The organism is Globicatella sanguinis (genome assembly GCF_002847845.2).
In the GTDB taxonomy this organism is placed as follows: domain Bacteria; phylum Bacillota; class Bacilli; order Lactobacillales; family Aerococcaceae; genus Globicatella; species Globicatella sanguinis.
Window position 1 is genome coordinate 120,889 of the sequence record NZ_CP126962.1, and the last position, 16,475, is coordinate 137,363.

Sequence of the window (16,475 nt, forward strand, 5' to 3'; positions counted from 1 at the left end):
ATGATTAAATTAATCGCCATTGACTTAGATGGAACATTATTAAATAGTGACGGCAATATTTCAAAAAGAAATATTCAAGCATTACATGATGCGCATCAACAAGGTGTGAAGATTGTTTTATGTACTGGACGTCCTTATTTATTGATGAAGGATTTTGTTGAGGAAATTGGCTTAAATTCAGCGGAGGATTTTATTATTACCTTTAACGGCGGTCTCGTTCAAAAAGCGGCTAATGGAGAAGTGATTAAACAGCACACTTTGTCGCAAACCGATATGCAAAAATGGTATAATGTAACTAATGATTTGGCATTACCATTGAATATTATTGATGCTGAACATGTCTATGAGCCACCGTTTTATCCAGAAAACCATCCGTCGATTTATTTTAATAATCGTAAAAAGACTATTGCCAAGACTCAAGACTTCGCAACTTTTTCAAAAGATCATCAATTTAATAAGTTTGTAGTATGTTGTGAACCTAACTATTTAGATGAGCAAATTTTAAAATTGCCTTCAGAGTTAGTCAGTCAATATTCTGTTTTTAAGTCACAAACTAATTTACTTGAAATTGTAGCCCCTGGTGTTACTAAAGGAAATACTTTAAAGGAATTAGCCGACTACTTAAAAATTGAACCAAGTGAAGTGATGGCAATCGGTGACCAAGAAAATGATTTATCGATGATTGAATTTGCTGGAGTTGGAGTGGCGATGGGCAATGCTGTACCACAAGTTACCGCTAAAGCTGATCACATTACCGCAGATAATAATCATGATGGTGTCGCGGAAGCCATTTATCAATTCATCAAATAAAAGGAGGAATTCCCATGGGATTATTTGACCGTATTCGTCGTGCCTTTACCGGTGAAGATACTGTTATAAAGGAAATAGAACAACCCGTCGAAGATCAGATCGTTTTTGATACGTATGACAAGGGGATGGAGAAAACACGAAAAAACTTCTCAGATCGTATCAATGATTTATTTAGTAGCTTTAGAGAAATAGATGAAGAATTTTATGAAGACCTAGAAGAAGCTTTTATCAGTGCGGATGTAGGTTTTCAAATGACCATGGCATTAACGGACGCAATTCGTGACGAATTAGAAGCCCGTAATGTCTATAAGGCCAATGATGTCAAACAAGTCATGTTAGAAAAAATGGTGCAAATCTATGAAAAAGATGGCCAGGAGCGTAATGATATTCGTCTTAATCCAGATGGTCCAACGGTTATATTATTCGTTGGTGTCAATGGTGTGGGTAAAACGACCTCTGTCGGAAAAATTGGTTATCAGTTAAAACAAGAGGGGCATAAAGTACTATTAGCTGCCGCTGATACTTTCCGTGCGGGTGCGATTGAACAATTGAATGTCTGGGGCGAGCGTTTAGGAATTCCTGTTGTTACAGGAAAAGCTCAAAGTGATCCAGCTTCTGTAGTTTTTGATGCGGTGAAAAAAGCCAATGAAGAACATTATGATTATTTATTAGTGGATACTGCTGGACGTTTACAGACTAAAGCGAATTTGATGCAAGAATTAGCCAAAATTAAGCGCATCATTGAACGTGAAAACCCTAATGGTGTACAAGAAGTTTTACTGGCTCTCGATGCAACGACTGGACAAAATGCGTTAATTCAAGCAAAACAATTTAATGAAGCGACTGAAATTACCGGATTAGTATTAACGAAATTAGACGGTACCGCTAAAGGTGGCGTTGTCCTTTCAATTCGCTATGAGTTAGATATACCTGTTAAATACATCGGTTTAGGTGAAAAAGCAACGGATTTACAAAAATTTGATGCGGAACAATATATGTACTCATTAATTAAAGATGTTTTAGAGCAACAGTAGACGATTCGCTTAAAATTTAATTTATGTTGTGTTAAACCATGAGGTTGAGTAGGAAAAATAGTACTGCTCAACCTTATTTATTTTGAAACTTTAAACATTTATTATAGAATAGGATTGACAGTTAAAATGGTATTTTTTACGATTCTTTTCGTTAAACAAAAGCTATCGTGTTATCCAGTCGTACCTTTTAAGACAGATTATTCTGTAATATGATACCACAACCAAGCTACAAGATTAATATACGGGCTTTTAAGGATTTCCCATCAGTCAAAAATCTTTAAATATATTTTACAAGGAGTATTACAATGAAAAGAATGATTACATTTTTAGGTAGTATTTTATTGTTATTAAGTACAATGCTACCATCATCAATCGTTAACGCAGCAGAAAATAACTTGACGATAGTCACCAGTTTTTATCCCATTTATGCCATTACCTCTGAGGTAGTTGGCGATCTTCATGAAGTACAAATGATTAATTCAGGAACAGGCATTCATGGTTTTGAACCATCAGCATCTGATGTGGCGGCAATTTATGATGCCGATATTTTTATTTATCATTCTAAGTCATTAGAATCTTGGACTAAAAATTTAGAAGCGAATAAAGGCAGTCACCCTGTCCAAATGATACAAGCATCAGAAGGCTTAGAATTTAAGACAGTAGAATGTTCAGTGGATGATGGTCATGACCATGGCGAAGAATCCGATTTACACGGCAATGCTTATGATTTACATTCCTGGCTCGATCCAATTGAAGTAGGGAATGAAGCCAAATTAATCGCCCAATCATTAGCCCAAATTGATCCTGATAATGCTGACATTTATACACAAAATGCTGAAAAGATGGTCAAAGAGGGGGAGGCATTAATCGAACAATATCAAGCAATGTTTAATGAGCTTGATAATAAAACCTTTTTAACCCAACATACAGCTTTTTATTATTTAGCTGAACGCTTTGGTTTAAAACAATTTGGGGTAACGGGTATTTCTGCAGAAAAAGAACCAAGCGCCAAACAATTAAATGAAGTGATGGCATTTGTTAAGGAGCATAATATTAAGACAATCTTCGTTGAACCTAATATGAGCGATAAAATAGCCCAAATCATCGCCACTAGTACCGGTGTGGAAATCGCAGTATTAAATCCCTTAGAAAGTGATCCTCAAAATGATTTGTCCTTCTTTGAAAATTATGAGCAACAATTAAAAACTTTAGTTGAACATTTAAAATAGTTTACTCTGCTGAAAAAAGTGAAATGGGAGTGGGTAAGAAGTAGAAAATTAAATAATTTTCGCTTCGTCTGCCCACCCCCGCACAGTTGAGTAGGTCTCAAACAAGTCGTTAAGACGCCATTTGAGACCACTCAACCACTGCGCTATTAATTAATGAACAATAATCTTAACTAAATTTACAAAGTTTATGCCCAGCCCCCTTGCGCTGCTAATGAATAAGCACTGAATTTTTTAGATTTATGTTCAATCTTATTAAGACACAGAGTTTGAGGCCACTCACCCCCTGTGCTATTAATTAACGAACAATAATCTTAACTAAATTTTCCAAATTTTTGACCACCCTCAATGGTCAGTTAATGATTTATTTAAACGAGAGAACGAATTCAAAAAATGTTAATTAAAAGAAATAATTACGATTTGTCTTGACAGATCGTTTTTATTATCATAAAATCTAAAAAGTAATAATTACATTATTTGAGGAGGGATTATTTTGAAGAAAAAGTTAATGAGTAGCATGTTAATCTTATCATTAGTAGCAGGTGTTGAATTAATGCATCATCCAGCATTGACGATTAGAGCAGAAGAAAATAGTTCGCAAACGTCCGAGGAAGAAGAACATCACGACCACGATCATGACCATGATCACGAGCACGACCACGATCATGAATTTGAATTTGATGCTTCAGCTGTTGTAGCAAAAGAAGGTGACGCTTATATTTTAATTCATGGCGACCATTATCACAAAATAGATGCTAGTGAATTAACCGAGGCACAAATTAAAGCCGCCGATGAACAGTTAGTTGCTCATCCTGAATTAGCAGAAGAATATGATCATCTTCAAAATATTTATAACGGATATTTTGAAGATGATCAAGTTGAAGATCGTACTTTAGAAGATTGGGCAGGTGAATGGCAATCTGTATTACCATATTTAGAAGATGGTACCTTAACACCAGTAATGGAGATGAAGGCACGTAAAGAGGGTGCTACCATGTCGGCTGAAGAATATACAGATTATTACCAAACAGGATATACAACGGACGTTGAAAAAATTGTTATCAAAGATAATCAAATGAGTTTTACCACTGGTGATAAAACAGTAACAGGTACTTATAAATATGATGGCTATAAAATACTTACTTATGAGAAAGGAAATCGTGGAGTTCGTTATTTATTTACTAAAGAATCTGGCGATGAAGAAGCACCACAATCTATCCAATTTTCTGACCATAACATTAGTCCAACGCCAGACTTAACTCATTATCATATTTATATGGCTGACATCAGTCATGATGAGTTGCTAGAAGAGATGGATAATTGGCCAACATTTTATCCTGCAGATTGGAATGCCGGACAAATTTTAGCGGATCAATTAAATCATTAAAATTAATGAATCATTAGGAACATATAACGGTTGATGATTACATTGGATTAACTAAATGGGAGTAGGCAGACGAAGCGAAAATCATTCAATTTTTTACTTACGGACAACTTTCAACTGTACGGGGGTGACCAGACGAAACGAAAATCATACGATTTTCTACTTCTGGCCAACTCCCGTTTTTAATCATTAACTAAGTAAAATAATTCTAAAAAATGTTTTTTCTTTCAAAAAAATGTATAATAGAACTAAACTTTTTTGAAGGAGTGATTGAATGAACGGCCAATGGTCATTAAAAGAATTATATTTAGGCTATGATACACCTGAATACCAATCAGATTATACAAAACTTGAGGAAACACTCAACCAATTGTCTAATATGGAATTAACAGATAATTTATCGACAATTAAAAAGGTCATTGATTTATTAGAGATTCAATCTGATTTAACACGTAAACTTTATGCCTTTTCAAGTTTGCAATTATCAACTAACACGACGCATGAACCAAGTTTGACAGCTATCGCAAAACTAAGAAAATTGCTGTCAAATCATGCCAAAACCAATGCGCGTATCGATAAGTTTTTAGGTAATATTGAAACGGATATTACTCAAGATGAAAAATTGGCACAGTATCAATTTTTATTTGCAGAACTAAAACAACAAGCCACTCATTTATTATCAGATGAAGTTGAAGAAGTTATTGCGACAATGAATTTGAGTGCTGGACAGTCTTGGAGTCAATTACAAAGCTTTTTAACCTCAACGGTTGAAACGGAATTTAATGGTGAAAGTTTGACATTAAGTGATATTCGTAATTTAGCTTATGCAGATGATTCAGCGACACGTAAAGCGGCTTATGAAGCGGAATTAGCGATGTATGAATCAATTAAAGAACCAGTTGCTTTTGCACTTAATAATATTAAATCACAGGTCAATGATATTTCTCGTTTAAGAGGTTATGAGAGTGCATTAGAGGTGACTTTGGAACAATCTCGTATGTCAAAAGCGACTTTAGATGCTTTAATCGCTGCTATCAAAGATGCTTTACCGTCATTCCAAAAATATTTTAAACATAAAGCCGGTTTATTAGGTTATGCAAATGGATTACCATTTTATGAACTATTCGCTCCGATTGGGGAATCAGTAGCTAAGAAATTTACGGTTGATGAAATGAAAGAATATTTAGTTGAGCATTTTAATAAATTTGCGCCTGACTTGGCTGAATTGACGACTGAAGTTTTTGATAAAGAATATGTTGATTTATTCCCACGTAAAGGAAAAGTAGGTGGCGCATTTTGTTCGAATTTAACACCAATTAAACAATCACGTATTTTAATGAACTTTGACGGTAATTTACGTAATGTCGTCACCATGGCGCATGAATTAGGTCATGCTTATCATGGCTCGATTATTCAGGAACATTTACCATTAAATCGTTCTTATACGATGCCAGTGGCAGAAACGGCTTCTACTTTTAATGAAAACATCATTATGAACACCGTTATCGCTGAAGCGAATGATAAGGAAAAAATCGGTTTATTGGAATCATTAATTAGTGATGTAGCGCAAATTGTAGTCGATATTTTATCACGCTATATCTTCGAGACGACTGTTTTTGAAAAACGTCATGATTCATTTTTATTCTCAAAAGATTTAGAAGCGATTATGTTGGAAGCCCAAGATCAATCATATGGTGAAGGTTTAGACCCTCAATTCCGTCATCCATTTATGTGGTTATGTAAAGGACACTATTATTCAACCGGTTTAAGTTATTATAATTTCCCATATGCCTTTGGGGGATTATTTGCGAAAGGTCTTTATGTGCAATATCAAAATGAACCGACTGGCTTTGTTGAAAAGTATCGTGAGATGCTTTATGCTACAACCGTTGGGACTGTTGAAGAGACCGCAGCTAAAATGGGTATCGATGTGACAACCAAAGATTTCTGGGCATCAGCTCTAAAAGAATATGAAAACATGATTGAAGAGTTTATTCAATTGACAAGTGATACCAATGATTAGAAAATGTGAAGTTAACGACTTACCTAATCTAAGAGAAGTTGCGATTGCAACCTACAGGGATACCTTTCATCAAAATACTTCTGATGAAAATTTGGCACTTTATTTTAAAGAAGCATATAATTTAGACACTTTAAAACAAGAACTAGAAAATCTTTTATCGGAAGTTTATTTACTAGAATCAGATGGAGAGATTGTTGCTTATTTAAAACTTAATATTGAAGATGCTCAAACAGAACCAATGGGTGAGGAAACGTTAGAAGTACAAAGAATATATGTTTTAAAGGAACATAAGCGCAATGGTTACGGTAAACAATTAATGCAATTAGCTGAAACCAGAGCCCGTGCTTTAGGTAAAAAGAGCATTTGGTTGGGCGTTTGGGAACATAATGAAGCGGCTAAAGCATTTTATCAAAACCATGGCTTTGAACATGTAGGAGAACATCGCTTTTTAGCTGGTAATCAAGTTGATATTGATTGGATTATGCTCAAAAACCTTTAATAATGATCTTTTTATAGAATAAAAATAACGAAAAGCAGAAAATAGTATTTGGGAGTAGACCAGAAGTTGAAAATTGAATAATTTTCGCTTCGTTGGTCTACCCCCGCACAGTTGGGAGTGGACCAGAAGTAGAAAATCGAATGATTTTCGTTTCGTCTGTCCACCCCCGCACAGTTGGGAGTGGACCAGAAGTAGAAAATTGAATAATTTTCGCTTCGTCGGCCCACCCCCGCACAGTTGAGTAGGCCTCAAACAAGTCGAAAGACGCAGTTTGAGGCCACTCAACCACTGCGCTTTTAATTATCGTGCTATAAGTTGACTGATTTTTTCAAGATTATTCCCAGCCACTTCAAGACGCCGTTTGAGGCCACTCAACCACTGCGCTTTTAATTATCAAGCAATCAGTTGATTGAATTTATAATATTTATACCCAATCTCATTTAGACGCAGTTTGAGGCCACTCAACCACTGCGCTATTAATTAATTAACAATAATCTTAACTAAATTTATCAAGTTTATGTCCAGCGATCGGACAGAAATGTTTAATCGGTCCCTAAGAGCAGTATTACTTTTTAGTTTCTACTGAATAAGGGGAGGTTTGATTATTTCTGTTCGGTCTTTTTTGCTATAAAATAGGAGAGTGGCTAAAGTTTTTCAGATTAGAAAAGTCAATTAAACAAGCAGACAAAAGATAAAACATATTTTCTACTTCTACCCCTCTGCCAACTGTTCCGAGGAGGTTAGACGGAGCTTAAACTACTTTATTTCCTACTTCTGGTTCACTCCAAGCTTTGCTAGGGTGGGTAGCCAAACTATAAAATATTTCATTTCCTACTTCTAGTTCACTCCCCAATATCCGTGCGAATTTTTAGATAAGTCATTTTATGATTTATGACTAAATTATCTGTCATCTTTAATTATTAGAAAGAAACCCTTGATTTTCTAATGGTTTAAGTAGTTGTATTGAACAATCTTTTTTTTAATATAACAGAGGTATTAAACTGTACTAATTTAATAAAAATATTTAATGAAAAGGCTTGAAGCGATCTCGTTATGTGATATAATTTAATTATAGAAGACTATTACATTTATTAATAACAGTTTAGGACAAGGAGGATTTTAAGATGACAGAAACTGTAACTCCTGTCATTGGGCATGTTCATTCTACCGAAAGCTTTGGTTCAGTGGACGGTCCAGGAATTAGATTTATTAGCTTTATGCAAGGATGTCGGATGCGTTGTGAGTTTTGCCATAATCCAGATACCTGGAATACACGAGGAGGAAAAGAGTATACTCCGCAACAATTGTTTGATGAAGCAGTTCAATACCAAGCTTTCTGGGGAGAAAAAGGTGGCGTGACTGTGAGTGGTGGTGAACCATTACTACAGATTGATTTTCTAATTGAATATTTCAAGATATGTAAAGCCAATGGTGTTAACACAACCTTGGATTCTTGTGGGGCTCCTTTTACACGTAAAGAGCCATTCTTTAGTCGTTTCCAGGAATTAATGAAGTATACGGATTTAATTTTATTGGATATTAAACATATCGATCCTGAAGGACACCGTAAATTAACGGGACATCCTAATGACAATATTTTAGATTTGGCTCGTTATTTAAGTGAAATTAATCAACCTGTTTGGGTTCGTCATGTACTAGTACCAGAAAGAACAGATTATGATGAGTATTTAGAGCGATTAGGCGCTTTTGTGGCAACATTAGATAATGTGTTAAAATTTGAAGTATTGCCTTATCATAAATTAGGGGTATATAAATATAAAGCTTTAGGTATTAAATACCGTCTAGAAGGTATCGAACCGCCTACAGCTGACCGGGTTGAAAATGCTAAACGTATTTTAAATACTGAAAGTTACCAGGGATATTTAAATTATAAACCTAAAGAATTTGCCGGTTATTAAAATAGAAACTCTTTGTTATCAGATAGCTGATACAGGGAGTTTTTTTAGATTCTAATAGATTAAATTTTAAATATTTTCGTAAATTATATAAGCTTTTATAATATTGAATGGTATTTTTGTGAGTTTATTCTCAAGTAGTTTGAAAAGCAAAATATTTTAGAGTATAATTGAGACGTCTTAAATTATTCATAAGGAAAGGGGATCTATTATTGGCTAAAGCTCAAACAAAGGCTGAGTTACGTGCTAAAACGGGAGAAGTAAAAATCTTTGGTTTACTACAAAAACTTGGTCAAACATTTATGCTACCTATTTCATTATTACCGGTAGCGGGTATCTTATTAGGGATTGGTTCTTCATTTACAAATCCAACCGTTATTGAAATGTATAATTTACAGAATATTTTACATGAAGGTAACTTTTTATATGGTGTGTTAAGAATCTTTGCTGATGCAGGGGACATCATTTTCGGTAACTTAGGTTTATTATTTGGTATTTCAGTTGCTTCAGGTTTAGCAAAAACTGACAAAGGCGTTGCATCGTTATCTGGTATTATTGGTTATTTTGTAATGTACGCTTCAATGACAAGTACGTTAAACAACTTCCGAGATGTTGAAGAATTAAGTAAAGTACAAGGTTTAATTACTAGCTATTTAGGCTTTGACAATACCATGAACTTAGGTGTTTTAGGTGGGATTGTCCTCGGTTTAGTGGTGGCCTATTTACATAATAAATACCATACCATTGAATTACCTGAAGCTTTATCATTCTTCGGGGGAACACATTTTATTCCAATCGTCTCATCAGTTGCTGGACTAATCTTAGGAATTATGTGGGCATTCGTATGGCCAATTGTTTCTTATGGTTTCTCTAGTTTGGGTGGTTTTATTTCAGGATTAGGCATTTTTGGTATTTTCTTATATGTCTTTATTTACCGTGCCTTAATTCCATTTGGTTTACACCACGTGTTTTATTTACCTTTCTGGCAAACAGCTATCGGGGGAACAGCAGTAGTCAATGGTAAAACAATTGTAGGGGCTCAAAACATTGTGTTTGCTCAATTAGCAGCTGGGGTACCGATTGATCCTCATGCAGCGGCTCACTTTACGTATATGTTCCCTGTTATGTTATTTGGTATTCCTGCAGCAGCTATCGCTTTATATCGTGCTGCTCGTCCAGAGCGTAAAGCTGAAGTTAAAGGTTTCTATACTTCAAGTGCTTTAACTTGTTTTATGACTGGGATTACTGAACCGATCGAATTTGCTTTCGTGTTTGCTTCACCAGTTATGTATTACTTAGTCCACTGTGTACTTTACGGTATTTCAGGTGTCTTAGTTTATGTATTAGGTGCTGGGGTTGGTTTAACATTCTCAGGTGGTATTATTGACTTCATCTTATACGGTGTTTTACCAGGTAACCACATTACTAACTGGGTTCCGGTATTGTTATTAGGATTAGCATATTTTGTATTATACTTTATCATCTTTAGCTGGGGTGTTCGCAAGTTCGACTGGAAAGTTCCTGGTAGAGAAGATGAATCAGAAGAAGTAGCGGTTGAATTTGCTGATGCTTCATACGATGAATTAGATGAAAAAGCTCAACGTGCTTACCGTATTGTGGCTGGTTTAGGTGGTTCAAACAACTTAAACGATGTAAGTAACTGTGCAACTCGTTTACGTGTTCAAGTTAAAGACGGTTCACTTGTAAACGAAGCCTTATTAAAACAAACTGGCTCAGCTGCGGTTGTTGTTAACGGTCAAAACGTTCAAGTTGTCTATGGTACAACAGTGCCTAACGTTAAATCATCGATTGATCAATTAATTGCATCTGGTAATGCTCCAAAAGAAGGTGTCGTAGCAAATGGTCATGCAGCTGACACTACAGAAGTAGTTGAAGAAAAAGTTGAATTACCAACAGAAACTGGAAAATTAGTTGAGATTTACGCACCTGCTACTGGTAAAGTGATTGATATTGCGAAAGTAAACGATCCAGTATTTGGTGGAAAAATCATGGGTGAAGGATTTGCCGTTCAACCAACAAATGGCAAAGTCGTATCTCCAGTTGATGCAGAAGTTGTGATGATTATGGATTCAAAACATGCGGTTGGTTTAAAAACAGTTGATGGATTAGAATTATTAATTCACATGGGTATTGAAACTGTTCAATTAAATGGGGGAGGATTTGAATTATTTGTTCAAGAAGGTGACCAATTAAAAGCTGGTGACGCTGTTGCACAAATGGATTTAGGTTATATTTTAAATGAAGGCAAACAAACCGATGTCATCGTTGCCTTAACCAATACCCCAGATATGGTGAACCGTACGATTATTGAAGATGAAAAATCAGTAGAAGCAGGTTCGTCTATCGGTCAAGTTGACATCAAAGCTTAGTTTAGATAAAAAGATTGTCATCATTAAATGGGGTAGTCTTGTTGATATAAAAGTATAATTTAAGACAAAAGAGTGAAGACCACGAGGCATCAACTTCGTGGTTTTTTTGATTACTCGTAGCATTAATCAATTTTGAAAAATGTAGTTTTGGTCATTGGTTGGATTAAGCATATACACCTTTAGTTGTTAATATTGAATCATTTGAATTCAGATTGCAAAAAACACGAATATTCTAATTAAAAACGAATTTATTATTAATAATTCGGTTGAAGAACTTCAATAATATGGCTATATTATTATTTGTTGATTAAACAAATATTTTTTTATGAGGTGTAAGTGTGGAAGAGAAAATAATCGTATCCCCAGAAGATAAGCTATTATATGGCATTAATGATGTGCCACCTATGGGTGTGAGTATTTTATTAGCGTTACAACATATTTTAGCGGCCTTTGCCGGGATTATCGCTGTTCCTTTAGTTGTCTGTAGTGTATTAGGGTTTGATGTTCAAACTACTTCGATCATGGTTAGTGCTACCATTTTTGCATCAGGAATTACTACATTTATCCAATCAAAAGGGGTAGGTCCAGTTGGATCTAGAGTTTCAGGCATGATGGGAACGGATTTTACTTTCGTGAATCCATCCATTAGTGTAGGAGCTAAATTCGGCATAGCTGGGATTGTGGCAGCAACCATTACAGGTTCTCTAGCTGAAATTATTTTAAGTCGTTTTATTAAACCCTTAATGAAATTTTTCCCACCATTAATCACTGGGACAGTTGTTTCATTAATCGGGATTACCTTATTACCTGTTAGTATGGATTGGGCTGCTGGTGGTGTTGGCGCTGCTGATTATGGTTCAATTAAAAATATTGCGGTTGCTTTTGTGATTATGGTCTTTACTTTATTTTTAAATCATTATGGTAAAGGGATGTGGAGTACAGCTTCTGTCTTTATTGGGATGGTATTTGGTTATATCGTTTGTATTCCTTTAGGGATGGTTGATTTAGATTCCGTAAAAGACGCTGCTTGGTTTGCGTTCCCAAATGTATTACGTTACGGTTTTAAATTTGATTTAGCTTCAACTTTATCATTTGTACCTGCTTATGTGGTATCTTTAATTGGTACAGTGGGTATTACGATGGCGATTGGGGAAGCATCAGGTGAGAAATTACCAAGCGAACGTGCTGCTAGTGGTGTTTTAGCTGATGGTGTTGGTTCAATGATTTCTGGTTTGTTCGGTGGTGGACCGAACACCGCTTTCTCGCAAAACGTTGGTTTAATTACATTAACTAAAGTAGCGAGTCGTCACGTGATGGTGGTAGCCGGGATTATTTTAGCTATCTTAGGTGTTTTTCCTAAATTATCAGCATTAATCTCTGTTATGCCTCAACCAGTTTTAGGTGGTGTAGGGGTCATTATGTTCGGTTTAGTAGCTGCTCAAGGGATTAAAACTTTAGCGCAAATTAAATTAGGCGACCGAGAATTATTAATTATTTCCGTTGCATTTGCCTTAGGGATTGGCGTAACGGTTCGTCCTGAATTATTAGAAGGTTTACCAAATGCGCTACAAATGTTATTATCATCTGGTATTTCTACTGGTACATTAGCAGCCTTAATCTTAAATGTTGTTTTAAAAGAAAAGTAATTTAATAACTTGGATAGTAAAATTAAGCTAGAAAAATAAATAGGCCATTTGTATGGTATCCTAAACATAAAATCACATGCTAAGGAAGGAGTACACACAAATGGCTTATACACATCTTACCATGAAAGAATTGATTTGGATAGAAAATTATTACGATAGTGGTAAAAAAGTAACGGATATCGCTAAAAAATTGAATCGAGCTATCCAAACCATTTATAACGTCGTTAATTTTCTTAAAAATAGTGGTAATATTCAGGAATACTACGATCAATATAAAGAGAATAAATCACGCTGTGGTGCCAAAAAGAAGGTCTTTAACACTAAACAAATCACATATATTAAGAAAAAAGTGGACCAGGGGTGGTCTCCTGACGTCATCATAGGTCGGAATGAACTACCATTAGGATGTACAGCTCGAACACTCTATCGTCGTTTTAAAGACTCGGAACTCTTTGATCCCTCAACTTTACCGATGAAAGGTAAGAGAAAACCCAATGGGCATCAGGAAAAAAGAGGTAAACAACACTTTAGACGCACCATCGAAGATCGTAAAAAAGAAAATCCACAATATGAGAAAGAATTTGGACATCTAGAAGGTGACACGATTGTCGGAAAAGACCATAAGAGTGCCGTCCTAACACTGGTCGAAAGAATCAGTAAACTCATCATCCCGATAAAAATTAACAGTCGGAAAGCAAGTGATGTGCGAATAGCTTGTGATAACTGGTTTGCTTATTTACCGAGAAATATATTTAAATCCATTACGTTTGATTGTGGAAAAGAATTTTCTGATTGGCAAGCCATTTCAAATGTCAATGACATCAATATTTACTTTGCTGATCCCGGTTGTCCGTCACAGCGAGGTTTAAATGAACACTCTAATGGACTACTTCGAAGAGATGGATTATCTAAGGGGATGGATTTTACCGATATATCGCAGGAAATACTCAGCCAAACAGCTCATTTCCGCAATGAAATTCCACGAAAATCATTAGGTTATCGAACGCCAATTGAAGTTTTTATCGATTGTTGTAAGGAACTTGGATGGATAGATGCTTTCTAATGCACACAATGTGTTTGTTAAGACAGTGAATCCATTGCGTAAGGCACCTGATTGTTAGAGCTTGACTTGGTGCCTAGCCCGGCATGATGATTTGGGGATGCTTTTTGGGTCTCCTACCCAAACCCTTTCCCCAACTCGCTATTCGCGAGTATCATACCGGAGCATCCAAGTAAAGCTCTAACGATTTAATGCATCAATTTGACTCACTACACTTGCCACAAATCTGACGGTGTGGAAACCTTAAAGTCAGTGGCTAATTTATACTTGAACTTTCGAACAACCATTTTAATTATCAATTAGACAAAAGCAAACGTATTATGTGTTAGGTAAAAATTCTAGCTTAATTTGACAATCAAAATAAAATAAAAATAGGGAGTGGGCAAGTTTTTCTTGTCCACTCCTTATTTCATTAGGCAAGTTATTGCATAAAATGTAGTTAATAAGCCATTAGCTTTATTAAAATTAAACCAGTATTGAATTTTTAGTAATGACATGGCATTATCACTATTTGTCTCTATCCGTGCATCAAATGAAATATAAATTGAAGGTTCTAGTTAAATAAATCCCAATCTATATCTTTCTAAAATTAATGAATGATTCAACCGGTGGTTCTTAATAGTGTCTCTGACCAGGGGCTCTTTAGAAAATTAGTGGATGTTTCGGCCGGTGTCACTTTTAGAAAGTTAATTGATGTTACGGCGTTTCATTTCATTTAAAATAAACTGTTTAGAATTTTCTAGATGCTCACCAATAATCAATTCGATTTGATCTTTATCACGATTTTTCATTCCACGGTAGATTAACCAGTGTTCTCTTAAAGCTAAGTCACGACGATCAGATGAACGAATCGATAAGTCACGAAAATAAAGTAAATATTCAGATAATTTAGTAACGATTGATTTCAAACGAACCATTTTACTTTTCTCCCAAATAAAATTGTTGAAATCAGAAAAGTTCTGTAAAACTAAATCAATCTCATTGGCATCATTATATTTTTCACCCGTTAATAATAGTTGTCTTAATTCTTCAAAGTCATCATCTGTCATTTGTTCATAAGCTTTAACTGTCGCAAGTGTATCTAAAGCTTTGCGAATATCATAAATTTCAAAGGCATCTTTAATGGTAATTCCTTTAACAATCCGTCCTACTCGAGGAATATGTTCGACTAATTTTTCTTTTTCTAATTCCAATAAGGCATAGCGGACGGGAGTGCGACTAATATTTAGTTTTTCAGCTAATTCCTTTTCATTAATCCGTTCACCCGCAGGGATTTCCCCAATAATAATGGTTTTCCGTAATGCTTCATACACGGAATCTTTCAAAGGAATATCTTGAGAAACTAAAATATTGGATTTGATAATATTAATATGTTGTGGCGTTATCAAAACAATCACCTCTCTATTAATGAAACTCAGCATTTAAATAATATTTCTACTGTGTTTTTATTGTTTTTTTTAAGACAAACACAATTAAAATCGTTTATAATGAACATAAGATTAATTTTAATTAAGCGCTTTAAGGGTTAACGCTTATTATTTTAACATAAATCAGTATAAAATACATATAATTTAAGAAAGAGAGAGCAGATAAATGAGCAATATTTGTGAGTGGATTGCGTCAAATGCTGAAAAAGCTTTGTTAGTAGAAGTGATGTTAACGCCCAAACCAGGGTTAGTTGATTGTATGAATAGTGGTGCGCATTCAGATATGAATTATTTTACTTTTATTGAAAGTACGAAAGCATTGACGCCATTTTTTAAACAGTATGTACAATTAGGAATGGAACATGAAGGTGACTTACAACAATTATTTATGAAAGCTCGACAAATGGGTGTAAAAGCCGAGCAAGCGATGTTACAAGCTACTAAGGGGGTTAATACTCATAAGGGTGCTAATTACTCTTATGCAACGATTTTAACGGCTTTAGGATATTATTTAGAGCAACATCCTGAAAAATCAACCTTTAGTGCACAAGATACCGAAGCAATCCTATCGTTATCAGAACCAATGACCTATCATTTTTGGCAATCAGAACTAGCGCAATTGAAAGATAAAACAGAGGCGATTACTAATGGGGAGCGCATTTATTTAGATTATGGTTTAACAGGGATTAAAGGCGAATCGATGAACGGTTATCCTTTATTGAGAGAGACGGTTTTACCTTTTACTAGAGAATTATTGAATTATACGAATAATTTGCAATATGTTTTATCCAAAGCGCTATTATTATTAATATCTCAAGCAGAAGATACTAATATTATTCATCGAGGTAATTATGAGGTATGGTTAAATGTTAAAGCGAAGGCAGCTTCTTTATTAAAAGAATTAAATGAGGATAATTTTCAATATTTAATTAGCCAATGGGACCAAGAATTGATTGATCAAAATTTGAGTCCGGGTGGGGCCGCTGATTTATTATCGATAGTCGTATTCTTTTTATATTTGGAAAAAATATTGTAAGATATAAAAAAAGATGAGGAGGCA

Annotated in this window: 12 protein-coding genes; 11 read left to right on the plus strand and 1 reads right to left on the minus strand. The window is 35.0% G+C overall.

Features of this window, described 5'->3' with window-relative positions; genetic code table 11:
* The 10 genes from CYJ72_RS00470 to CYJ72_RS00515 all read left to right on the plus strand — a co-directional run bounded on the left by CYJ72_RS00470 (position 1) and on the right by CYJ72_RS00515 (position 13,991).
* Positions 1-810: a Cof-type HAD-IIB family hydrolase gene (locus CYJ72_RS00470; protein WP_284630076.1), complete on the plus strand. Its 810-nt coding sequence runs from the start codon at positions 1-3 to the stop codon at positions 808-810.
* Positions 811-824: 14 nt separating this feature from the next.
* Positions 825-1,844: a signal recognition particle-docking protein FtsY gene (ftsY, locus tag CYJ72_RS00475; protein WP_071408909.1), complete on the plus strand. Its 1,020-nt coding sequence runs from the start codon at positions 825-827 to the stop codon at positions 1,842-1,844.
* A 305-nt stretch (positions 1,845-2,149) separates the two neighbouring features.
* Positions 2,150-3,073 (plus strand): metal ABC transporter solute-binding protein, Zn/Mn family, encoded by a 924-nt coding sequence (locus CYJ72_RS00480; RefSeq protein ID WP_101812992.1) that lies wholly within the window; start codon positions 2,150-2,152, stop codon positions 3,071-3,073.
* A gap of 490 nt (positions 3,074-3,563) precedes the next feature.
* Positions 3,564-4,457, plus strand: coding sequence for a ZinT/AdcA family metal-binding protein (locus CYJ72_RS00485; RefSeq protein ID WP_284630081.1), 894 nt, complete (start codon positions 3,564-3,566; stop codon positions 4,455-4,457).
* A gap of 271 nt (positions 4,458-4,728) precedes the next feature.
* Entirely contained in the window at positions 4,729-6,477 is a 1,749-nt protein-coding gene (locus CYJ72_RS00490; RefSeq protein WP_284630083.1) for a M3 family oligoendopeptidase, read from the plus strand.
* Positions 6,470-6,976: a GNAT family N-acetyltransferase gene (locus CYJ72_RS00495; protein WP_101812990.1), complete on the plus strand. Its 507-nt coding sequence runs from the start codon at positions 6,470-6,472 to the stop codon at positions 6,974-6,976. The genes CYJ72_RS00490 and CYJ72_RS00495 overlap by 8 nt, the downstream gene beginning before the upstream one ends.
* 1,124 nt (positions 6,977-8,100) lie before the next feature.
* On the plus strand, positions 8,101-8,895 hold the full coding sequence (gene pflA, locus CYJ72_RS00500) for a pyruvate formate-lyase-activating protein (protein WP_101812989.1): 795 nt from the start codon (positions 8,101-8,103) through the stop codon (positions 8,893-8,895).
* Positions 8,896-9,104: 209 nt separating this feature from the next.
* Entirely contained in the window at positions 9,105-11,282 is a 2,178-nt protein-coding gene (locus CYJ72_RS00505) for a PTS sugar transporter subunit IIABC (protein ID WP_284630085.1), read from the plus strand.
* Between the two features lie 338 nt (positions 11,283-11,620).
* Positions 11,621-12,928: a nucleobase:cation symporter-2 family protein gene (locus CYJ72_RS00510; RefSeq protein WP_284630087.1), complete on the plus strand. Its 1,308-nt coding sequence runs from the start codon at positions 11,621-11,623 to the stop codon at positions 12,926-12,928.
* 100 nt (positions 12,929-13,028) lie between these two features.
* The gene (locus tag CYJ72_RS00515) at positions 13,029-13,991 is read left to right on the plus strand and encodes an IS30 family transposase (RefSeq protein WP_284630089.1); all 963 of its coding nucleotides are present in this window, start codon (positions 13,029-13,031) and stop codon (positions 13,989-13,991) included.
* A gap of 683 nt (positions 13,992-14,674) precedes the next feature.
* Here CYJ72_RS00515 and CYJ72_RS00520 read toward each other — a convergent pair.
* Positions 14,675-15,358, minus strand: a complete 684-nt coding sequence (locus CYJ72_RS00520) for a GntR family transcriptional regulator (protein WP_371441409.1) — start codon at positions 15,356-15,358, stop codon at positions 14,675-14,677.
* A 223-nt stretch (positions 15,359-15,581) separates the two neighbouring features.
* Between CYJ72_RS00520 and citG the strand changes: the two genes are divergently transcribed.
* On the plus strand, positions 15,582-16,451 hold the full coding sequence (gene citG, locus CYJ72_RS00525) for a triphosphoribosyl-dephospho-CoA synthase CitG (RefSeq protein WP_284630090.1): 870 nt from the start codon (positions 15,582-15,584) through the stop codon (positions 16,449-16,451).
* The last annotated feature ends 24 nt before the right edge of the window (positions 16,452-16,475 follow it).